Genomic DNA, 20441 nt, shown 5'->3' with positions numbered 1-20441 from the left:
TCAGACTAGACTGCCGCCGGATCAGGCACATGGGGTGGGGGCAGCAGTGGCAACGGACATACGCAAGCCCCTCATCGCGGCCCTGCGCCCCGACCCGCGGGAGGAGGCGGAAGCCGCCCGCTGGGGCCGCGTCACCACGCCCCGCACCCTGCTCTCCCGGGCCCTGTCCGTCCCGCTGATCCTCGGCTTCACCGTCTTCCTGCCGCTGATCGTCGCCGTCCAGACCGGCGACGGCCGCCGCGACGCCGCCTTCTGGCTCCAGCTCCTGCTGACCATGTACGCGGGCGTGCGGCTCTCCGCGATGATCCTGACCAGCCGCCGCAAGCTGCTCCAGGGATCCTTCTGGCTGTTCGTCTACATGGCGATGGGCGTGGCCCCGCTCGCCCAGGCCGTCCTGGGCCGCGTCCCGACCCCCGTGGTCGGCCCGCGCTCCGACCTCACCCTCGCCATCGGGCTCGTCCTGCTCGGCTGCACCGCCTTCGACGTCGGCGTCCTGCTCGCCCGGCACCGGCCCGCCGTCAGGGCGTCCAGTGCCCGCAAGGAGGCCGGACGGCCCGTCATGGCGCACCGGCGCCGCCTCCAACTGCTGACGGTCCTCGCCTTCGGCTGCTCGGCCGTCTTCATCATGAAGCTCGGCGGCCCCGCGGTGTTCTTCTCCAGCCGCCAGGAGATCATCGCCGGCATCCAGGAGGCGGGCGTCTCCAACGGCGACGGCCAGGCCGGCCAGGCGTTCCTGCGCGGCTTCGGCACCGTCCCGGCGCTGCTCGCACTGCTGCTGTACACGCGCTGGCTGATCACGTCGAAGTACGCCCGCCGCAAGGTGTCGGTCATCGTCACCTGGGCGGCGCTGTGCGGGCTCAACCTCGTCGTCAACAACCCCATCTCGAACCCGCGCTACTGGTTCCTCACCGTCATGTTCGCGATGCTGTTCACCGTCTTCCCGGTGAGCGCGGCCATGTACCGGGTGGCGCTGTCGATGGCGGTGGTCGTCGCCCTGCTGGTCTTCCCGTTCGCGGACCGCTTCCGGTACGACGAGAAGAACTACAAGCCGGTGGAGACGACCTCGTTCCTGGAGCCGATGGCGCTCAAGGACTACGACCAGATCGGCATGTTCGCGAACACGATCACGTTCTCGGATTCCGGGCCCGGCCACTTCTACGGGCGCCAGCTCGCCGGGTCGGTCTTCTTCGCGGTGCCCCGCTCGGTGTGGCCGGGCAAGCCGCGCGACACCGGCGTGATGGTCGGCCAGTGGATGGGCACCGTCAACACCAACCTGTCGTCCCCGATCTGGGCCGAGCTGTGGATCGACTTCGGCCCGCTCGGCATGGGCGCCGGCCTGCTCGGGATGGGGTACGCGGCCGCGCGCGTCGACCGGCGGTACGCGAAGCGGGCCACGCGGCGGGCGCCGCCCGGCAGCCTGATCTCCGTGGTCGTGCCGCTCGTCGCCGGCTACTCGTTCATCCTGCTGCGCGGGCCGCTGCTCCAGGCGTCCGGGCGCGTGGCGATCGCGGCGCTGTGCCTGGCGCTGGTGGCCACGTACCGCACGGACAAGGCCACCACCCTCCGCTGACCGGCGGCGGCGCGGGCCGCCCCGGGATCAGGGGACGGGCAGGCGGGCGGCGCGGAGCCAGGCCGCCGAGGCCTTCGCCGCGGAGCCCAGCGCGAGCCCCCACGCGGCGCCCGCCACGCCGAACAGCGCGTACCCGCCGAGCAGGAAGCCCACGGACAGCAGCGAGAACACGACCTGCAGGGACAGCGTGGCCTTCGGGCTGAGCACCCGCAGCGTCAGCAGCGCGCACGTGCCGAGCCCCATCACGGCGTACTGCGCCCCGGTGGCCGGCAGCAGCGCCGACGCGGCCTGCCAGGTGTCGCCGAGGAGCCGCCGCCCCACCGAGTCCGGCAGCGCGTACAGCGCCGCCCCCCACGCCGCGCCCAGCACGGCCAGCGCCGCGCCCATCGCCGCCGTCAGCCGGATGACACCCCGCTTGCCGGAGGCCCGGCCCACGACCGGCGGCCCGAAGGCGTTCGCGGAGTTGATCAGCACGTTCAGCGGCCCGAACACCGTGGTGGCGCCGCGCAGCGCGCCGACGGCCAGCGGGGTCGCGAAGACGCCGAGCCCGAGCACCGCGAGCTGGCTCGCGCCGTTGCCGACGGCGAACTCCACGGCGAAGCGCTGCCCGAGGTGCCCGCGCCGCAGGTACGGGCGCAGGTCGGCCCGCGCCCCGCGGACGTACGGCCGCAGCAGGAGCAGCCCGAGGGCGAGCGCCGGCAGCGCGGACAGGCCCCACGCCAGCACCAGCCGCCCCGGCGCGGACCCGGCGGGCTGGACGAGGAGCGCGGCGACGGCGCACGCCAGCCGCAGTGCGTCCGCGGCCAGGGCGCGTTCGGGCCTGCGCAGCGCGGAGAAGCAGTACCGCAGCCCGTCCTGGAGCAGCACCGCCGGCAGGACGAGGCCCAGGGCGAGGAAGGCCGCCCCGGCGTCCCCCGGCAGCAGCGCCCCGACGGCCGCGAGCACCGCCCCGGCCGCGGCCGCGGCGGCCGCGGTGAAGCCGAGGGCGGAGCGGCACACCGCGCCGAGCCGCTCCGCGTCCTTCTCCAGGACGGTGCTCTGCCCGACGTAGGCCATGTTCAGCCCGAGCAGCACGCTGAACGCGACGTACACCATCGAGAAGTCGGCGAAGCCGGCCGCGGTGGACAGCCGGGCGGCCAGCACCACCACGAGGATGTTGGTGGCGCTGGACGCGGCCTGGTCGAGGACGGAGGAGACGGCGGCGAGGCTCCGCCGGCTCACCTGTTGCCCATGCGGACGGTGCGCAGCGCCACGGTGTCCGTGCCGTCGCCGGGGATGTGCTGCTCCGGTTCGCCCGGGCCGCCCGGGCGGGGGCCGGCGGGCGGCTGGGGCCGGGGCGCCGGCGCCGGGGCGGCCGCCGCGGGGGCGCCGCCCTTGGACTTGCCGCGGCCGCGCTTCTCGACGGGCAGCGGCGCGTGCACGACGGCGCCGAGCACGGTGCCGCCGGCGCCGGTGATGAGCTCCCGGATGCGGACCAGGTCGGTGCGGTGCACGGCGCGCGGGTCGCAGACCACCAGCACGCCGTCGACGCGGTCGACGAGCGCGAGGGCGTCGGCGTACGACAGGACGGGCGGGGCGAGCACCACGACGGTGGAGTTGGGGGAGTCGGCCTCGGAGATGAGGCGGGTGGCGCGCGGCGAGGTCAGGGCGCGGGCCACGTTGCGCACCCGGTCGCCGGGGATGAGGTCGAACGCGCCGGACTCGCCGGCGTCGACGACGAGCTGGCGGCCGTCGGGCCACTCGGAGTCGCCCTGGGCGCCGGGGGCGCCCGTACCGGACCCGCCCGGCATCTGGCTCCAGCGGGGCCGGCCGCCGGCGTCCGTGGGCAGCTGGCTGGCGAGCACCGGGGTGCGCAGGTCGGCCTCGATGAGCAGGACGTCCTTGCCGGTCTCCGCGAAGGAGGCGGCCAGGTTGACGGCGACCGCGGCGGCGATCTCGCTGCTTCCGCGCGGGGCGACGACGAGGAGCCGGCGCCGGTCGGCGAACCGGGAGTCGTAGGCGAGCCGGAACGCGACCGAGCGGAACGCCTCGGCGAGCCGCGGATCCTCCTCGCCCGCGGCGAGGAGCGGCCCGCCCGCGCTCTTGTCCTTGGGCAGCGCGCCGAGGACGGGGGCGCGCAGGGCGCGCGCGACGTCGCCCTCGGAGCGCGGCGCGGGGTCGAAGACGAGCCGCACCCAGGCGGCGAGCAGGCCGAGCGCGAGGCCGACGGCGGCGCCGAGGGCGAGGGAGATCACGATGCCCGGGCCGTCGTCGTCGCCGGGCGGGGTGGCGGCGCTGGTGACGCGGCCGGGCGCCATGTCCAGGGCCTGGAGCTTGGCGATGTTGCTGTTGAGGCTGTTGACCTTGCTCTGCAGGTCGGTCTTGGAGGAGTACGCGGCGTCGCGCGCCGAACCCGCCGGCATCCCGTTGATCTGCCGGACCAGCTCGTCGAGCTGCTTGGCGACCGGGGCGCGCTGGTCCTCGTAGCCCTTGACCATCGTGTCGCGGGTGACGTCGAGGGCCTCCTGCCGCTTGCGCAGGTAGGCGTCGGTCAGCGCGTTGGCGCGCTTCGCGGCCTCCTTGGGGGAGGACGCGGTGTAGGTGAAGCGGAGCACCATCGTCTGCGGCGGATTGGTGACCTGGAGGCCCGAGCGGAAGGCGGCGAAGTCCTTGGCGGTGACGCCGAGCTTCTTCGCGGCCTCGTTGGCTATGGAGCTGGACAGGGCGACCTGCCGCTCGGAGCCGATGTTGATCGCCTTGTCGGGGGCGAGGCTCGGGTTGAACGGGTCGTCGGTGGGCGCGCGCAGCACCACGTCGGTGGTCGCCACGTAGGTGTCGGCCGTGGAGATGCCGAGGTAGACACCGCCCAGCAGGCCCACCCCGATGCCCGCGCCGATCAGCCGCCGGTAGCGCAGGAGCTGGCGGAACTGGTCCCGGAGGAGGTCGGGTTCGTCCTCGGCCGGGACCGCTGCAGGGCGGTTCGTCTCGATCACGGCTGCGGACCCCCAAGTGCTTCGTCTATCAGTGCGTCGATGCGGGCCAGGCCCGCCTCGCGGCTCAGGTGGGCCGCGACGTGGCGGGGCCCCGCCGCGCCCAGTGCGTCCGCGCCCGCGGGGTCCTCGGCCAGGACCCGTACGGCCTTGAGCAGCGCTTCGGGGTCCTCCGGCGGCACGAGCACCCCGGCGCCCGAACGTTCCACTTCCTGGGCCGTGCCGCCCTCCGCCGCAACGGAGGCGACGACGGGCCGGCCGGCCTGGAAGTACGAGGTCAGTTTGGACGGCACGCTCATGTCGAGCACGGCCGCGTGCTGCGTCACGGCGAGCACGTCCGCCGCGGCGAGGATATCCGGGAACTCTCTGTCGGCGGCAGGGGGGATGATGTCCAGGTTCGGCACGTCGGCCGAGAGCGCCTCCAGCGCGGCCCGCTGGCTGCCGTCGCCCATGAGGACGAAGCGGACGGCGGGGTCGAGGCGGGCGGCGCCGACGAGCACCTCCAGGCCCTGCTTGAGGCCCATGTTCCCGGAGTGCAGCACCACGGTCTGCCCGGGCGCCCAGCCGAGGTGGCGCCGCGTCTCGCCGCGCGGCCGCCTGGGCTGGGGCACGTGGGACCAGTTGGGCACGAGGCGGATCCGTCCGGGGTCGACGCCCATGCCGACGACGCGGTCGGTGAAGGTCTCGTGGATGACGCCGACGAGGGACGCCCGCTTCAGGGCGTACGCCTCGGCGCGTCCGGCGAGGACGGCCGCCTTGTCGCCGCCGCTGATGCCGCTCTGCGCGGCCGCGGCGCCCATCAGATCCTGCACGACGGGGACGAACGGGACCTTCCACTTGGCCGCGAGGCGGGCGGCGAGGATGCCGCCGGCGAGGCTGGGCATCTGCGCCATGACGGCGTCGGGGCGGCCCATGCGGGGCGGGGCCACCGCGCCGTGCAGGAGGATCGATCCTTCGAACAGGGCGCGCTTCACGGCGGTCTGCCGGGCCGGCACGGTGTGCGCGCGCCGGTGCACGGTGACTCCCGTGCGCTGTTCCGTGCGCCGCAGCGCTCCCTTGTACTCCGGCTCCAGCGACCACGACGGGTAGTGCGGCATGCCGGCGAGGACGTGCGTATCGTGGCCGAGTTCCGCCCAGTGCTCCGCGATCTGGGTGGCGTACGGGCCGATTCCCGCGTGCTCGGGAGCGTAGTTGGTGGAAACCAGCAGCAGGCGCCGGTGGCCGGATGTGGACACGTGAGGTCCCCTTCTCCCCAGGATGATGCGCTGGTCACCCTATTCGTTCACCGGCACGCCGTGGTACGTGCACGCTATTGTCTGCTAATCCACCACACCGGGGGGTGTGGTTGCTGGGGGGTAACTCATGACGGAGCAGGACATGTCCGAACTTGGCGCCGGGGCGCGCAGACCGTATCGAGTCGGCTATGCGCCGGGCGCGTACGACCTCTTCCACATCGGACACCTCAACATCCTCCGGCATGCCCGGAGCCGCTGCGACTACCTGGTGGCCGGCGTCGTCTCGGACGAGATGGCCGAACTGGCCAAGGGGCGGCGCCCGATGATCCCGCTCGTGGAGCGGCTGGAGATCGTCCGCAGCGTGAAGTACGTGGACGCGGCGTTCGTCGAGACGGTCCCGGACAAGGTGGAGACCTGGAGGCAGGTCCGGTTCGACGTCCTCTTCAAGGGCGACGACTGGCGGGGCACCCCCAAGGGCGACAAGCTGGAGAGCGACTTCGCCGCCGTCGGCGTCGACGTCGTCTACTTCCCCTACACGGTGCACACCTCCAGCACCCAGCTGCGCCGGGCGCTGGACGCGCTCGCCGGGCCGCCCGCGGAGGGCGTCAGCGTCGAACGGCGCTGAGCTCCCGGAACCACTTCGCGAGGAACGCCGCCAGGAACAGGGCGGCGACCGCGCCGAGGCCGGCGTACGCCCAGCGGAACAGCTCCCCGCCGCCGAGCAGCAGGAACACCAGGCAGAAGACGCCGTAGTCGACGGGCAGCAGGACCACCGCGCGCAGCGTCGACGGCGCGGCTGCGGGGCTGCCCGGCGCCGGCCGGGGCTTCAGCTTCTCGGTCAGCAGCCCGCCGAAGAAGGTGACGACCGCCGCGAACTGGAAGCCCAGCGGCACCAGCAGCCAGCCGGCGGAGCCCGTGCCGTAGGCCTCGGGGAAGCGGAAGAAGGCGATGAGCACGCAGGAGTGCAGCGCGGTCAGCTTGGCCGCGTCCACGACGTGGTCGAGCCATTCGCCCGCCGGGCTGCCGCCGCCGCGCAGCCGGGCCAGCTGCCCGTCCGCCGAGTCGAAGGCGAAGCCCGCGGCCAGCGCGGCCCACACGGCGGCGCCGAGCGCCCAGGACGGCGGGACGAGGGCCACGGCGGCCACGGCGGCGAAGCTGAAGGCGGCGCTGACGAGGGTGACCTGGTTCGGGGTCAGCCCGAGGGCGTACGACCCGGCGGCCAGGTAGCGGCCCGCCGGCCGGTTGACGAACCGCGAATAGAGCGAGACCCCCTTCGCCGACTTCTGCGCACCGCGCAGCTCCCGCAGCGCGGTTCCTACACTCGCCATGCGCACCCCTGATTCCCGCGACGGCACACCTGCCCGGTCGGGGCACGTGCGTACGAAGGCCACATCATCGCAGGGCCGGAGCGGGCTCCCGCCCGGAATCCGCCGCGCGGACGTCCGGGAGCAGCAGCACGCCCAGGTTCGCGGCGGCGCTGAGGACGGCGGCGGCCAGCAGCGGCGCGGCCGTGCCTGCCGCGGCCGCGAGCGGGGCGGCGACGGCGAGGCCCAGCGGCCGCGAGGCGAAGGAGATCAGGGTGTCGAGCGAGCCGACCCGGCCCAGCGCCTCCAGCGGGATCCGGCGCTGGAGCTCGGTCTCCCACAGCGGGCTGAGGACGCCCAGCCCGAACATCGCGGCGAAGTAGGCGGCCGCCGTCACGCCCAGGGGCAGCCGCAGCGCGAACGCGGCCAGCGGCAGGGCCTGCGCCGCCGCCCCGACGGCCACCCCGTACAGCGGGCGCCGGACCGGCAGCCGGCCGGCCGCCCACACCCCGGCCAGCAGCCCGGCGGTGCCCACCTGGGCGACGACGACCCAGGATCCGGCCCCGCCCAGGCTCTCGACCGCGATCAGCGGCCCGAGGGTCAGCAGGAGCCCGGCGGCCAGGTGCCAGACGCCGTGGGCGAGGGCGTTGGCCAGGAACCACGGGTGCCGGCGCGCCTCGGCCCAGCCGCCCCGCAGCTCGGCGGCGAACCCGGCCCGCACCCGGGCCGCGGGGGCGTGGAGGGGCCGCAGACCGCCGAGGGTGAACGCGGAGCCGGCGAACAGGGCGGCGGTCAGGAGGGAGGACCATCCGGCGCCGAGGGCCAGCACCGCTCCGCCCGCGGTGGCGGGGCCGGCGATCTGCGCGATCCCGCCCGCGACGCCGAGCCGGGCGTTGGTGCGCAGCCGGTCGGGGGCGGGGACGACCGCGGCGACCAGGGTCCGGGCGGAGGGGTTGCCGAAGGCGACGCCGGCGCCGGTGGCGGCGGCGAGCACGGCGAGCCACCCGATCCGCACCGGCCCGGCCAGCAGCAGGAGCCCGGTCCCGAACTGGGCCGCGGCGCGCACCAGGTCGGCGGCGAGCACGACGCGCCGGGCGGGGAAGCGGTCGGCGGCCACCCCGGCGACGGGGAGCAGGAGCAGCATCGGCACCAGCTCGGCGGCGAGCACGATGCCGAGGTCGGCGGCCGAACCGCTGCGCACGACGGCGAGGGTGAGGGTGGTGGGGATGAGGGCGGTGGCGAAGGCGGCGCAGGTGCGCCCCGCGAGGAGCCGCCGGATCGGCGAGGTCATGACAGCAGACTATTTCGCCAGCGAATCATTCGTCAACGAAATATATGGCGGCGGATGCGATACTCCCCGCATGGACACAGAGGACTCCGTCGACCGCCACATCGCCCGCTGGAGCGGCAAGGTGCCCTTCGACGTGCCCACCGAAGGCGTCATCACCCGGATCCAGCTGCTGGCCAAGCACGTGAAGTACGGCAAGGAGCGGGCCCTGGCCGAGACAGGCCTTCAGGAGTTCGAGTTCGAGACCATGCACCGGCTCGCCGGCCGCGGCGCCCCCTGGCGGGCGCCCTCCGCCGAACTCGCCGCCGAACTGCTCCTCTCCCCGGCCGGGATGACGGGCCGCCTCGACACCCTGGAGAAGTCCGGGCTGGTCCGGCGGGTCCGCGCCGAGGGCGACCGCCGCCGGGTCGACGTCGAGCTCACGGACGAGGGCCACCGGCGCTGGATCGACGCCATGCGCTGGCGGGGCATCGCCGAGGCGGAGATGGTCGAGCCCCTCGACGACGGCGAACGCGCCGCGCTCTCCGCGCTGCTCAAGCGGATGCTGCTGCACGTCGAGGCGAAGTAGCCCGGGACCGCGCCGCGCGCCGCGCCCGCCCGGCTCTCAGTCCGCGACGCGCAGCAGCAGCACCGACCGCGCCGGAACCGCCAGCTCCTGCCCGCCCCGGTGCCGTGTGCCCGGCGCCGCGGCCTGGTCCTCCCGCGAGGTGTCCAGCAGCAGTTCGTACTCCGCCGCCCACGGCGGACCCGGCAGCACCCACGGCAGCGGCCGGTCCCCGGCGTGCAGCAGCGCCAGGAAGCTGTCGTCCGCGACCTGCCGCCCCCGCCCGTCCCGGCCCGGGATGTCCCGCCCCGACAGGTACATCCCCAGCGCCGCGGCCGGCGCGTACCAGTCCTGCTCCGTCATCTCGGCGCCGGCCGGCGTGAACCAGGCCAGGTCCCGCAGGCCGTCGGCGGCCTGCGGCCGGCCGGAGAAGAACGCCCGCCGGCGCAGCACCGGGTGCTCCTGGCGGAGCGCCACCAGCCGCGCCGCCAGCGTGCACAGCTCCCGCCACTGCGGATCCTCCAGCAGGGACCAGTCCACCCAGCCGACCCCGTTGTCCTGGCAGTACGCGTTGTTGTTGCCGCCCTGCGTCCGGCCGAACTCGTCGCCCGCGACGAGCATCGGCACCCCCGTCGACAGCAGCAGCGTCGTCAGCAGGTTGCGCAGCTGCCGCCGCCGCAGCGCCCCGATCCCGGGATCGGCGGTCTCGCCCTCCGCGCCGCAGTTCCACGACCGGTTGTCGTTGGTCCCGTCCCGGTTCTCCTCCCCGTTCGCCTCGTTGTGCTTGCGCTCGTAGCTGACCAGGTCCCGCAGGGTGAAGCCGTCGTGGGCGGTCACGAAGTTCACCGAGGCGTACGGCCGCCGCCCGCCCCACGCGTACAGGTCGCTCGACCCCGACAGCCGGTAGCCCAGGTCCCGTACGTCGGGCAGGGCGCCCCGCCAGAAGTCCCGGACCGCATCCCGGTAGCGGTCGTTCCACTCCGTCCACAGCGGCGGGAACGCCCCCACCTGGTAGCCGCCCGAGCCCACGTCCCACGGCTCCGCGATCAGCTTCACCCGGCGCAGCACCGGGTCCTGCGCGATGACCGCGAGGAACGGCGACAGCATGTCGACGTCGTGCATGGACCGGGCCAGCGCCGCCGCGAGGTCGAAGCGGAAGCCGTCCACCCCCATCTCGGTCACCCAGTACCGCAGCGAGTCGGTGATCATCCGCAGCACGTGCGGCCGGCCCGCGTGCAGGGTGTTCCCGCAGCCCGTGTAGTCGGCGTAGCGCCGCTGGTCGTGCTGGAGCCGGTAGTAGCCCCGGTTGTCGATGCCGCGCAGCGACAGCGTCGGCCCCAGCTCGCCCGCCTCCGCGGTGTGGTTGTAGACCACGTCCAGGATGACCTCGATGCCCGCCGCGTGCAGGGCCCGCACCATCCGCTTGAACTCGCCGACCTGCTGCCCGGCCGTGCCGCTGGAGGAGTACCCGGCGTGCGGGGCGAAGTACCCGACCGAGTTGTAGCCCCAGTGGTTGCGCAGGCCCCGGCGCAGCAGGTGGTCCTCGTGCGCGAACTGGTGCACCGGCAGCAGCTCGACCGCCGTCACGCCGAGCCGCACCAGGTGCTCGACCGCCGCCGGGTGGGCGAGGCCCGCGTACGTGCCGCGCAGGTGCTCGGGAACACCCGGATGGCGCATCGTGAACCCGCGCACGTGCAGCTCGTAGATCACCGAGTCGGCCCACGGCGTCTTCGGCCGGACGTCGTCCGACCAGTCGTCGTCATCGTGGACGACGACGCCCTTCGGCACGAACGGCGCCGAGTCCCGGTCGTCGCGGACCGTGTCGGCGATGTACTGCTGCGGCCAGTCCCGGACGTGCCCGTACACCTCCGGCGGCAGCGTGAAGTCTCCGTCCACGGCCCGCGCGTACGGGTCGAGGAGCAGCTTCGCCGGATTGAAGCGGGCCCCCGTCCACGGGTCCCACCGGCCGTGCACGCGGTAGCCGTACCGCTGGCCGGGCCGCACACCGGGCAGGAAGCCGTGCCAGATCTCGTGCGTCAGCTCGGTCAGCGCGCACCGCGTCTCGGCGCCGTCCGCATCGAAGAGGCAGACCTCCACGGCCTCGGCGCCCTGCGCCCACAGCGCGAAGTTGGTGCCCGCCGTCCCGTCCGGCCCGGTCCGGAAGCGGGCCCCCAGCGGGTGCGAGGACCCGGGCCACACCGGCGGCCCGGCCGGCTGCGCCGACGCGCCGGGCCCCGACCCCCGTACGGCCCCCGGGGCCCGGGGGGCCTCCGGCGCCTGTCCTGCGTCCACCGCGGTGTTCACCGCACCTTGCTCGGCTGCGCTCGACACTGCCCGCCTCCACGGCTCCTCGGTACCGGCGGGGGCAGTGCTGTGCGGCCCGGGCGTCCCGGCCCGGTCCCGCCCCCGTCTGGTCCTTCCCACTGTTCTGCCCGGACAGTTCCCCCCGGAACGTGGGCCGCGGCGACGTTTCCCCGGCGGGAGCCGGTCGTTGGAGGGATCGTGACACTTCTGACGAGGCGGGCAGGGGCTGCCCTGGCCGCCGCAGCGGCCTGGGCGTGCCTGCTGGGCGGGCTGTCCGCGTGCACCGGCGAGGGCGGCGGCTCCCCGGTCGAGATCCAGCTGCCCGGCAAACCCCGCTCCCCGGCGGAGGCCATCCGCATCACCCCCGAGGACAACGCCGAGGGCGTCCCCGCCGAGGGCCCGCTGAGCGTCCGCGTCCCCGAGGGCCGCCTGGAACGCGTCGTCGTCACGAAGGTGGAGGACGCCCAGGAGGTGCGGGTCCCCGGCACGATCGCCCCCGACGGGCTCAGCTGGAGCCCCGATCCGGACGCCGGCCGCCTCGCGCTCGCCGCCAAGTACACCGTGGACGCCGTCGCCGTCGACGGCCACAACCGCCGCCAGGCCCGCCACACCACCTTCACCACGTACGTGCCCGAGGAGCGCTTCATCGGCTACTTCAAGCCGGAGAACCGCTCCACCGTCGGCGTCGGCATGATCGTGTCCTTCCGGTTCAGCAGGCCCATCGAGAACCGGGCCGACGTCGAGCGGGCCGTCACCGTCACCGCCGATCCGCCCGTCGAGGTCGCCGGCCACTGGTTCGGCCGCGACCGCCTCGACTTCCGGCCCCGGGAGTACTGGAAGCCGGGCACCGAGGTCACGGTCCGCATCCGGCTGCGCGACGTCCAGGGCGCCCCCGGCTCGTACGGCATCCAGGACAAGACGGTCCGCTTCACCGTCGGCCGCGCGCAGGTCTCCACGGTGGACGCGGCCGCGCACACCATGGCGGTCCGCCGCGACGGCCGGCTGCTGTCGACGGTCCCCATCAGCGCCGGGTCCCCGGAGAACCCGACCTACAACGGCAGGATGGTGGTGATGGAGATGTACGACGTCACCCGGATGAACGGGCAGACCGTGGGCTTCGGCGGCGAGTACGACATCCCCGACGTCCCGCACGCGATGCGGCTCACCACCTCCGGCACCTTCCTGCACGGCAACTACTGGGTCAGCCCCGACACCTTCGGCTCCGCCAACACCAGCCACGGCTGCGTGGGCCTGCGCGACGACAAGGGCGGCGGCTCCGACACCCCCGCGGGCTGGTTCTTCGACCGGACCCTCGTCGGCGACGTGGTGGAGGTCGTGAACTCGCAGGACAAGACGGTCGCCCCGGACAACGGGCTGGGCGGCTGGAACATGCCCTGGACGGAGTGGGCCGCAGGCTCCGCCCTGTCCTGACCGCTGTCCTCCGCCGGCCGCCCCGCCCGCGCTCCCGCCCTGCGGGCGCTCGGGTGAACGCATGACCGGTTTGCCGTAGCGCAGGGAGTGTCCGCGCGCCCCCCGCCGCGCCCCGCCCGCAGCCTGACAGGGCACATCAGCGCAGGCAAGGACGGAGTCTCATGTCAGCAAGGAACTGGGCCCTCGGGCTCGCGATCGGAGCCGTCGTGGCCGCGGGGACACCCGCCGCGGCCCTGGCCGCCGACACCAGCGGGGAACGGCCCGCCGCGGCCGCGGCGCGGGCCCCGCTGCCCGGCGGCCTCGGCCCGTGCGTCCCCGGCGACTGCCCCAGCCCCTTCCCGCCGATCGGCAGCAACGGCATCCCGGTGGGCCGCGACAACGCCGTCAACATCTTCGCGGGCGGGGACTTCCGCGTCCGCGGCACCGCCTCCGAGGCCGAGGGCCGCCTCGTCGTCCTGGGCGGTTTCGACCAGGACAAGCAGGCGGGCGGGGACCAGCGGTACAACGTGGGCGTCGTCGGCGCCGGCTCGCTGGTGCCGCCGCCGGCGGGGGCGGACTTCCTCACCACCGGCCGGGACGTCACCGTCGCGGACGGCGAGCGACTCCTCGCCGACACCGGGGTGGTCCGCTACGGCGGCACCCTCACCGGCACCGTGACCGGCACCCTCGTCGCCGACCCCGACGCCGCCGCCCCCTACGCCGGCCTGCGCGACCGGCTCACCGCCGCCAGCCAGTGCTACGCCCGGGTCGACGGACAGCCCCGCCCGGCCACCGGCACGGTCGTCAACAGCGGCTTCGAGACCCTCCTCACCGGGGACGGCACCTCGGCCCTCCAGGTGTTCAACGTCGACGCCGACCTGGTCAACGCCGGCGCCATGAACGGCCAGCAGGGCATCCGCTTCGACCGGATCCCCGCGAACGCCACCATCCTCGTCAACGTCCTCGGCACCACCCGCACCATCAACACCTTCAGCGGCGGGATCGCGGACACCGACCCCCTCAACGCCTACCGCGAACGGCTCCTGTGGAACTTCCCGGACGCCACGACGGTCAACCTGAACGGCACCGGCCAGTTCCAGGGCAGCGTCCTGATCGGCAACCAGGCGTCCGAGGCCACGGTCACCCTCCCCGGCATGAACGGCCGCTTCTTCACCACCGGCTCCGTCACCCACGGCAGCTCCACCCTCCCGGGCAGCGGCCAGGAGTTCCACGCCTACCCCTTCACCGGCGACCTCCCCGAATGCGGCCCCGGCCCCGAGCCGGTCACCGGCGCGGTGTCCGTGCTCAAGCGGGACGAGAACGGGGCCGCGCTGCCCGGGGCCCGCTTCGAGCTGTGGCGGGAGACGAACGGACAGGACGGGGCCCAGTTCACCGGTCCCGACCCGGACACCCGCGTCGCGGAGTGCACCACCGGCGCGGACGGCCGCTGCTCGCGCGAGGTCGAACCCGGCACCTACTACTGGCGGGAGACGGCCGCCCCCGACGGCTACGAACTCCCCGCCGACCCCGTCTTCCCGCTGACCCTGACCGCCGATGACGCCGAGGCGGGCGTCAGCGTCACCGTCGACAACACGAGGCAGCCCCAGCCGGTCACGGGGCGGGTCGCCGTCCGCAAGGTCGACGCCGCGGGCGGAGCCACGCTGGCCGGAGCCGTCTTCGAGCTCTGGCGCGAGACCAACGGGACGGAGGGGCTGCAGACCCTCGGCATCAACCCCGACCAGCGTGTCGGCGCGGAGTGCACCACCGGCGCGGACGGCCGCTGCTCCAGCGAGGTCGAACCCGGCACCTACTACTGGCGGGAGACCGCCGCTCCCGACGGGTACGAGCTGCCCGCCCGGCCCGTCGCAACCGTCGTGCTGACGGTGCAGAACGCGTCGGCCGGGGTGACGGTGACGCTCCCCAACGCCCGGCGCAGCGACGGCGGAGGCGCCGTCCAGGTCCTGAAGCGGGACAAGACGACGCAGCTCCCGCTGCGCGGGGCGGCGTTCGACCTCTGGAAGGAGGCCAACGGCACCGAGGGGCTCCAGACCGCAGGCGCGGACCCCGACCTCCGCATCGGGTCGGGCTGCACCACGGACACCGCGGGCCGCTGCGGATTCCGGCAGCTGGAGCCGGGCTCGTACTACCTGGTGGAGACTGCCGTGCCCCCGGGCTACGTGCTCCCGCGCAACCCCGTCACCGGCCCGCTCGTCCTGGACGCGAACACCCCGGGCGCCACGGTCGCGGTGACGGTCGACAACCGCCGCGAGGGCGCGTGCGAGTGCAAGGACAAGGAGCACGGCAAGGACAAGAAGGACAAGAAGGACAAGGGCAAGAAGAAGGACAAGAAGAAGAAGGAGAAGGAGAAGGCCGAGAAGCCGCACTCCTGATCCGTTGTTCCCCGAGTGCCCCCGCGCGGTCCCGAGCCGCGCGGGGGCACTCCGCTGCCCGCTGCCGGGTCTTGGGACGGAACGGTGACATGACCGTTTCTCTTCGTGATGTCTCGGTGTGTTTTCCTGTGGGCAAGCGCGCGAGCGTCCGCGCGCGGGGGACGTGGGGAGAAGAGAAAAGTGAAGCTGCAGCCGATTCGCGGCCGTGCCCGCCGCACCGGTCTGCCGGCCCTTCTGCTGGGAGCGGCGCTGCTGTTCACGAGCGCGTGCAGCAACGGCGGCGACGCCGGCGGCGCAGGCGCCGGCAGCGCAGGCGCGGGGGGCGCGGCCAAGACGGGGACGGAGGCCTCCAAGGCGGTCGTCACCGTCAAGCCGGACGACGGGTCCAAGGAAGTGGCCACCAGCGGCGTCCTGAAGATAACCGCAACCGGCGGCAAGCTCACCACGGTGACCGTCGCCGACACCAAGGGCAACCAGGTCGAGGGCAAGATATCGGCGGACGGCGCCGGCTGGGAGCCGGTGCGGCACCTGGCCTCGGCCACCGAGTACAAGGTGCACGCGGTCGCCAAGGACGAGGCGGGCCGCGAGTCCGCCAAGGACGCCACCTTCACCACCCTCACCCCGAAGAACACCTTCATCGGCCACTACACGCCCGAGGACGGGCAGACCGTCGGCGTCGGCATGCCGGTGTCGTTCAACTTCACCCGCGGCATCACCAACACCGAGGCGGTCGAGAAGGCCATCACGGTGACGGCCGAGCCGTCCGTCCCGATCGAGGGCCACTGGTTCGGCAACGACCGCCTCGACTTCCGCCCGGAGAAGTACTGGGCCGCCGGAACCAAGGTCACCGTGAAGATCGCCCTGGACGGGGTCGAGGGCCGGCCGGGCGTCTACGGCAAGCAGACCCGCACGGTCAGCTTCACGATCGGCCGCTCGCAGGTCTCCACGGTCGACGCGAGCGAGCACACGATGCAGGTCGTCCGCGACGGCCAGGTCATCAAGAACCTGCCCATCACCGCAGGCGCCCCGTCGACGACCACGTACAACGGCCAGATGGTCATCAGCGAGAAGTACAAGGTGACCCGGATGAACGGGGCGACCGTCGGGTTCGGCGGCGAGTACGACATCTCCGACGTCCCGCACGCGATGCGGCTGTCGACCTCGGGCACCTTCGTCCACGGCAACTACTGGGCCTCGGCGAGCACGTTCGGATCGCAGAACGTCAGCCACGGCTGCATCGGCCTGAAGGACGTCCGCGGCGCCTACGACGGCAACCAGCCCGCCGCCTGGTTCTTCAACGAGTCGCTCATCGGCGACGTCGTCATCGTGAAGAACTCCAAGGACAAGCAGATCGCCCCGGACAACGGCCTCAACGGCTGGAACATGGACTGGGCGGAGTGGGTCAAGTAGCCCCTCCGCGAGCCCGCTGACGGCGGCCCGGTGCTGTGACCCACGGCACCGGGCCGTTTGGTGTTAACCGGCGCTAACCTTCCCCGTATGACCCTCTCTCTCGAAGTCTCCGAAGGCGTCGGCACCATCCGCCTGGACCGGCCGCCCATGAACGCCCTGGACATCGCCGCCCAGGACCGGCTGCGCGAGCTGGCGGCCGAGGCCGGCGACCGCGCCGACGTCCGGGCCGTCATCCTCTACGGCGGCGAGAAGGTGTTCGCGGCCGGCGCGGACATCAAGGAGATGCAGACGATGGACCATGCGGCGATGGTCGCCCGGTCCCGCGCGCTCCAGGACGCCTTCACCGCCGTGGCGCGGATCCCCAAGCCGGTCGTGGCGGCCGTCACCGGCTACGCGCTGGGCGGCGGCTGCGAGTTGGCGCTCTGCGCGGACTACCGCATCGCCGCCGACAACGCCAAGCTCGGCCAGCCCGAGATCCTGCTCGGCCTCATCCCCGGCGCGGGCGGCACCCAGCGCCTCTCCCGCCTGGTCGGCCCGTCCAAGGCCAAGGACCTGATCTTCACCGGCCGGATGGTCAAGGCGGACGAGGCGCTCGCCCTCGGCCTCGTCGACCGGGTGGTGCCCGCGGCGGAGGTGTACGGGCAGGCGCAGGCCTGGGCGGCGGCGCTCGCCAAGGGCCCGGCCATCGCGCTCCGTGCGGCGAAGGAGTGCGTCGACGCGGGCCTGGAGGCGGACATCGACACGGGCCTGGCAATCGAACGGAACTGGTTCGCGGGCCTGTTCGCGACCGAGGACCGGGAGCGGGGCATGCGCAGCTTCGTCGAGGAGGGGCCGGGCAAGGCGAAGTTCCTCTAGGGCGGCGGGAATTCGCCGGTCCTCCCTGGGGGTGGATTAGCCCGGCCTTAACGCGGCCTTAAGCGGGGCGGGCGACCGCCCGCGGGTGATCATCGCAGTGCGGTGCGTCATCGCAGTTCAGCGCCGCCGGGCGGGCCTCCGGTTGCCCGGCGCATATGACGGGGCACCCCTGCGCGGCATCACGCTGCGGGGGGTGTTTTCCCGCGGAACGGCCCGGGCGGGCCCGCAGCCCGTCCATGATGGGTGCATGGCGGGCCTGGAGGGTGTGGAGCAGCCGCGGCCGCAGGGCGGCGCCGCGGCCGTGCGGCCGACGGCGGCACTGGAGGACGAGCAGGGCCTCGGCGCGGTGGAGGAGTACGGCAATCCGGCCGAGGCGGAGGTGACCCTGCCGTCCATGCCGGTCTCGGCGGGCACCGCCCGCCGGCTCGCCCAGTACGTGGTGATCCGCTTCTGGGGCTTCTCCCCGCAGGTCGCCGAGCACACCGTGCTGCTGGTGTCCGAACTCGTCGGCAACGCGGTGCGCCATACGGGCGCCCGCTCGTTCGGCTTACGGATGGTGCGGCGGCGCGGCTGGATCCGGGTGGAGGTGCGCGACCCCTCGCGGGGGCTGCCCTGCCTGATGCCGGTGCAGGAGCTGGACACCACGGGGCGGGGGCTCTTCCTCGTCGACAAGCTGTCCGACCGGTGGGGCGCGGACCTGCTGCCCCGCGGCAAGATCACCTGGTTCGAGATGCGGGTGGCGGACCGCTGAGCGGGCCCCGGAACGCCTGAAGCCCCCGTGCGCCGCGGTGGGGCGTCGTGGGGGCTTCATGGGTGCGCCGAGGATCGAAAGGGGTGTGATCCTCGGCGTGGGCGACTTCGCTCGGGTCAATGGGAAGCCGTGATTCCGACTATGGCAGACGGGGGACCGAATGCCAAAAGTCCCAACTTGGACATAAGTGTGCATATCCCAAGACTTTCCCGCTAAATCTTAGGTGAGGTCGGCCACGCACCTCGTAATCCATGAATAAGTATCCACCCCCCTGTGTGAATCCTTGATCAGGCGGCGGGTTAACCCCCGAATGGCCCCTCTTTGGTCGGTGTCCCGAATTGGGTCAATCGTTACTTCTCGGCGCAACGCCCCCTTAAATGGGCGGGTGCCTTGCTACCCGGACCGCAGGTCCGCCCTCCGCGCCGGTGCGGCGGCCGCCGCCGGAGTCCTCGCCACCGCCTGTGGCGCGGGCGGCGCCCACCCCTCCGCCGCACCGGCCTCCGCGGCCCCCGCCAAGGCCGCCCCGGCCCGGCCGCCCCGCCGCCCCGCGGCCGCGCCGCGCCGCTTCGCCGGGCAGCCCGAGGAGATTGCGCACGGTCCCCGCACCCGCCCCGAGGTGGCCCTCACCTTCCACGGCAACGGCGACCCCGCGACCGCCCGCGCCGTCCTCGCCGAGGCCGAGCGCGCCGGCGCCCGGGTCACCGTCCTCGCCGTCGGCACCTGGCTCGACGCCCACCCCGCAATGGCCGCGCGCATCCTGGACGGCGGCCACGAACTCGGCAACCACACCCAGCGCCACCTCGCCCTCAACGACCTGCCGGAGGCCGAGGCCTACGCCGAGATCACCGGCTGCGCCCAGCGCCTGCGGCGGCTCACCGGCTCCATCGGCACCTGGTTCCGCCCCTCGCAGACGCAGCACGCCACCCCCCTCGTCCGGACGCTGGCCCGCAGGGCGGGCTACCCGCACGTCCTCTCGTACGACGTGGACTCCCTCGACTTCACCTCGCCCGGCGCGGCGGCCGTCATCCGCACCGTCACCGGGACGATCCGCAGCGGATCCGTGGTGAGCCTGCACTTCGGCTACGCGGACACGGTCGACGCGATGCCGCCCCTCCTCGAAGAACTCGCGCGCCGGAAGCTGCGCGCGGTGACCACCACGGAGCTGCTGACCCCATGACGACCCCCCGCCCCTCCCGTAAGGCCGCCGCGCTCGTGGCCGGTCTGGCCCTCGCCGCCCTGGCCGGCTGCGGATCGGCCGACCGGGGCCCCGCCGAGGCGCTCGGCTCCAAGGCCCCCGCCGGCCGGCCGGCCAAAGCCGTCCCCGCGGCCCCGCCGGGCCTCCCCGGCATGCCGCCGCTCCTCGACCCGAACGACGTCTACGCCGCCGACCGGCCGAACGCGCTGTCCCCGGTGGTCAAGGACTTCCCGTCGCGCGTCTACGTCCCGAACACCAACTCCAACACCGTCTCGGTCATCGACCCGGCGACGTACAAGGTCATCGACACCATCCCGGTGGGCGTCCAGCCGCAGCACGTCGTCCCCTCCTGGGACCTGAAGACCCTCTGGGTCAACAACAACCGCGGGCACACCCTCACCCCGATCAACCCGGCGACCGGCGAGGCCGGCAAACCGGTCGAGGTGCACGACCCGTACAACCTGTACTTCACGCCGAACGGCAAGTACGCGGTCGTCATGGCCTCCATGGACAAGGAGCTCGTCTTCCGCGACCCGCACACCATGGACCGGGTCAAGACGGTCCCCGTGACCTGCTTCGGCGTCAACCACGCCGACTTCTCGGCGGACGGCCGCTACTTCATCGTCTCCTGCGAGTTCTCCGGGGAGCTGCTGAAGGTGGACACGGAGAAGATGGAGGTCGTCGCCCAGCAGAAGCTGCCCTTCGAGGGGGCCATGCCGCAGGACGTGAAGGTGTCCCCGGACGGCAAGACCTTCTACGTCGCCGACATGATGGCGCACGGCATGTGGGTGCTCAGCGGGGACCGGTTCGAGACGCCGAAGCTGCTGCCCACCGGCAAGGGCTGCCACGGGCTGTACGTCAGCCGCGACTCCAGGGAGATGTACGTCTCCAACCGCGGCGAGGGCTCCGTGTCCGTCTTCGACTTCAAGCAGAACAAGATCACGAAGAAGTGGGAGCTGCCGGACGGCGGCAGCCCCGACATGGGCGGCGTCAGCGCCGACGGCAAGGTGCTGTGGCTGTCCGGCCGCTACGACAACGAGGTCTACGCGATCGACACGGTGACGGGCAAGGAGCTCGCCCGGGTCCCCGTCGGCGGCGGCCCGCACGGCCTGGCCGTCTACCCCCAGCCGGGCCGCTACTCCCTCGGCCACACCGGCATCTTCCGCTGAGGACGTGCGGGGAGGCGCTCCGGTCCGCGGCCCGGTCCGCAGCGCCT

At 73.5% G+C, this 20441-nt stretch carries 16 protein-coding genes; 10 read left to right on the top strand and 6 right to left on the bottom strand.

The window, feature by feature from the left end; genetic code table 11:
- Nucleotides 1-82 precede the first annotated feature (82 nt).
- On the top strand, nt 83-1570 hold the full coding sequence (locus MUK52_RS09285) for a hypothetical protein (protein ID WP_246042780.1): 1488 nt from the start codon (nt 83-85) through the stop codon (nt 1568-1570).
- A gap of 27 nt (nt 1571-1597) precedes the next feature.
- On the opposite strand, the gene MUK52_RS09280 is transcribed toward MUK52_RS09285, so the two are convergent.
- From MUK52_RS09280 to MUK52_RS09270, 3 genes are read right to left on the bottom strand one after another with little or no spacing between them, the layout of a single operon-like run.
- Nucleotides 1598-2791: an MATE family efflux transporter gene (locus tag MUK52_RS09280; RefSeq protein ID WP_284575533.1), complete on the bottom strand. Its 1194-nt coding sequence runs from the start codon at nt 2789-2791 to the stop codon at nt 1598-1600.
- Nucleotides 2788-4542 (bottom strand): lipopolysaccharide biosynthesis protein, encoded by a 1755-nt coding sequence (locus tag MUK52_RS09275; RefSeq protein WP_284575531.1) that lies wholly within the window; start codon nt 4540-4542, stop codon nt 2788-2790. The genes MUK52_RS09280 and MUK52_RS09275 overlap by 4 nt, the downstream gene beginning before the upstream one ends.
- Complete coding sequence (locus MUK52_RS09270) at nt 4539-5744, bottom strand: glycosyltransferase (protein WP_284581683.1); 1206 nt, start codon at nt 5742-5744, stop codon at nt 4539-4541. Before MUK52_RS09270 ends, MUK52_RS09275 begins: the two co-directional genes overlap by 4 nt.
- A 172-nt stretch (nt 5745-5916) precedes the next feature.
- Here MUK52_RS09270 and MUK52_RS09265 point away from each other — a divergent pair, with 172 nt between their 5' ends.
- Nucleotides 5917-6399 carry an FAD synthase family protein gene (locus MUK52_RS09265; protein ID WP_284575530.1) on the top strand — a complete coding sequence of 161 codons (483 nt, stop codon included), beginning with the start codon at nt 5917-5919 and terminating at the stop codon, nt 6397-6399.
- Here the strand turns inward: MUK52_RS09265 and MUK52_RS09260 are convergent.
- Nucleotides 6380-7102, bottom strand: coding sequence for a CDP-alcohol phosphatidyltransferase family protein (locus MUK52_RS09260; RefSeq protein ID WP_284575528.1), 723 nt, complete (start codon nt 7100-7102; stop codon nt 6380-6382). The two genes, MUK52_RS09265 and MUK52_RS09260, sit on opposite strands and share 20 nt — an antisense overlap.
- A gap of 64 nt (nt 7103-7166) precedes the next feature.
- Nucleotides 7167-8369, bottom strand: coding sequence for an MFS transporter (locus MUK52_RS09255; protein WP_114054259.1), 1203 nt, complete (start codon nt 8367-8369; stop codon nt 7167-7169).
- Nucleotides 8370-8439: 70 nt separating this feature from the next.
- On the opposite strand from MUK52_RS09255, the gene MUK52_RS09250 reads away from it, so the two are divergent.
- Nucleotides 8440-8934, top strand: a complete 495-nt coding sequence (locus MUK52_RS09250) for a MarR family winged helix-turn-helix transcriptional regulator (protein WP_246042336.1) — start codon at nt 8440-8442, stop codon at nt 8932-8934.
- Between the two features lie 36 nt (nt 8935-8970).
- On the opposite strand, the gene glgX is transcribed toward MUK52_RS09250, so the two are convergent.
- Complete coding sequence (glgX, locus tag MUK52_RS09245; protein ID WP_502963551.1) at nt 8971-11241, bottom strand: glycogen debranching protein GlgX; 2271 nt, start codon at nt 11239-11241, stop codon at nt 8971-8973.
- Nucleotides 11242-11421: 180 nt separating this feature from the next.
- Between glgX and MUK52_RS09240 the strand changes: the two genes are divergently transcribed.
- The 7 genes from MUK52_RS09240 (at nt 11422) to MUK52_RS09210 (ending at nt 20394) form a co-directional block, all read left to right on the top strand.
- On the top strand, nt 11422-12645 hold the full coding sequence (locus MUK52_RS09240; RefSeq protein WP_114058482.1) for a L,D-transpeptidase: 1224 nt from the start codon (nt 11422-11424) through the stop codon (nt 12643-12645).
- A 161-nt stretch (nt 12646-12806) separates the two neighbouring features.
- Nucleotides 12807-15014 carry a choice-of-anchor A family protein gene (locus MUK52_RS09235; RefSeq protein WP_284575525.1) on the top strand — a complete coding sequence of 736 codons (2208 nt, stop codon included), beginning with the start codon at nt 12807-12809 and terminating at the stop codon, nt 15012-15014.
- A 186-nt stretch (nt 15015-15200) separates the two neighbouring features.
- Nucleotides 15201-16424: a L,D-transpeptidase gene (locus tag MUK52_RS09230; protein ID WP_284581682.1), complete on the top strand. Its 1224-nt coding sequence runs from the start codon at nt 15201-15203 to the stop codon at nt 16422-16424.
- An 87-nt stretch (nt 16425-16511) separates the two neighbouring features.
- The gene (locus tag MUK52_RS09225; protein ID WP_114054263.1) at nt 16512-17279 is read left to right on the top strand and encodes an enoyl-CoA hydratase/isomerase family protein; all 768 of its coding nucleotides are present in this window, start codon (nt 16512-16514) and stop codon (nt 17277-17279) included.
- A gap of 247 nt (nt 17280-17526) precedes the next feature.
- Nucleotides 17527-18030, top strand: a complete 504-nt coding sequence (locus tag MUK52_RS09220; protein ID WP_114054264.1) for an ATP-binding protein — start codon at nt 17527-17529, stop codon at nt 18028-18030.
- Between the two features lie 385 nt (nt 18031-18415).
- The gene (locus tag MUK52_RS09215; protein WP_246042341.1) at nt 18416-19207 is read left to right on the top strand and encodes a polysaccharide deacetylase family protein; all 792 of its coding nucleotides are present in this window, start codon (nt 18416-18418) and stop codon (nt 19205-19207) included.
- Nucleotides 19204-20394 carry a YncE family protein gene (locus tag MUK52_RS09210; RefSeq protein WP_114054266.1) on the top strand — a complete coding sequence of 397 codons (1191 nt, stop codon included), beginning with the start codon at nt 19204-19206 and terminating at the stop codon, nt 20392-20394. The genes MUK52_RS09215 and MUK52_RS09210 overlap by 4 nt, the downstream gene beginning before the upstream one ends.
- Nucleotides 20395-20441: the final 47 nt, after the last annotated feature.

The sequence above is a fragment of the Streptomyces sp. 2P-4 genome, from assembly GCF_030167965.1.
Taxonomy (GTDB): Bacteria; Actinomycetota; Actinomycetes; order Streptomycetales; family Streptomycetaceae; genus Streptomyces; species Streptomyces globosus_A.
Note: the sequence above shows the minus strand (reverse complement) of the source record. Positions and strands in the feature narration are given on the sequence as shown.

Coding starts and splice junctions, on each gene's coding strand:
- MUK52_RS09265 (WP_284575530.1), top strand. CDS start 5,917: ATGTCCGAACTTGGCGCCGGGGCGCGCAGACCGTATCGAGTCGGCTAT.
- MUK52_RS09260 (WP_284575528.1), bottom strand. CDS start 7,102: ATGGCGAGTGTAGGAACCGCGCTGCGGGAGCTGCGCGGTGCGCAGAAG.
- MUK52_RS09255 (WP_114054259.1), bottom strand. CDS start 8,369: ATGACCTCGCCGATCCGGCGGCTCCTCGCGGGGCGCACCTGCGCCGCC.
- MUK52_RS09250 (WP_246042336.1), top strand. CDS start 8,440: ATGGACACAGAGGACTCCGTCGACCGCCACATCGCCCGCTGGAGCGGC.
- MUK52_RS09235 (WP_284575525.1), top strand. CDS start 12,807: ATGTCAGCAAGGAACTGGGCCCTCGGGCTCGCGATCGGAGCCGTCGTG.
- MUK52_RS09225 (WP_114054263.1), top strand. CDS start 16,512: ATGACCCTCTCTCTCGAAGTCTCCGAAGGCGTCGGCACCATCCGCCTG.
- MUK52_RS09220 (WP_114054264.1), top strand. CDS start 17,527: ATGGCGGGCCTGGAGGGTGTGGAGCAGCCGCGGCCGCAGGGCGGCGCC.
- MUK52_RS09210 (WP_114054266.1), top strand. CDS start 19,204: ATGACGACCCCCCGCCCCTCCCGTAAGGCCGCCGCGCTCGTGGCCGGT.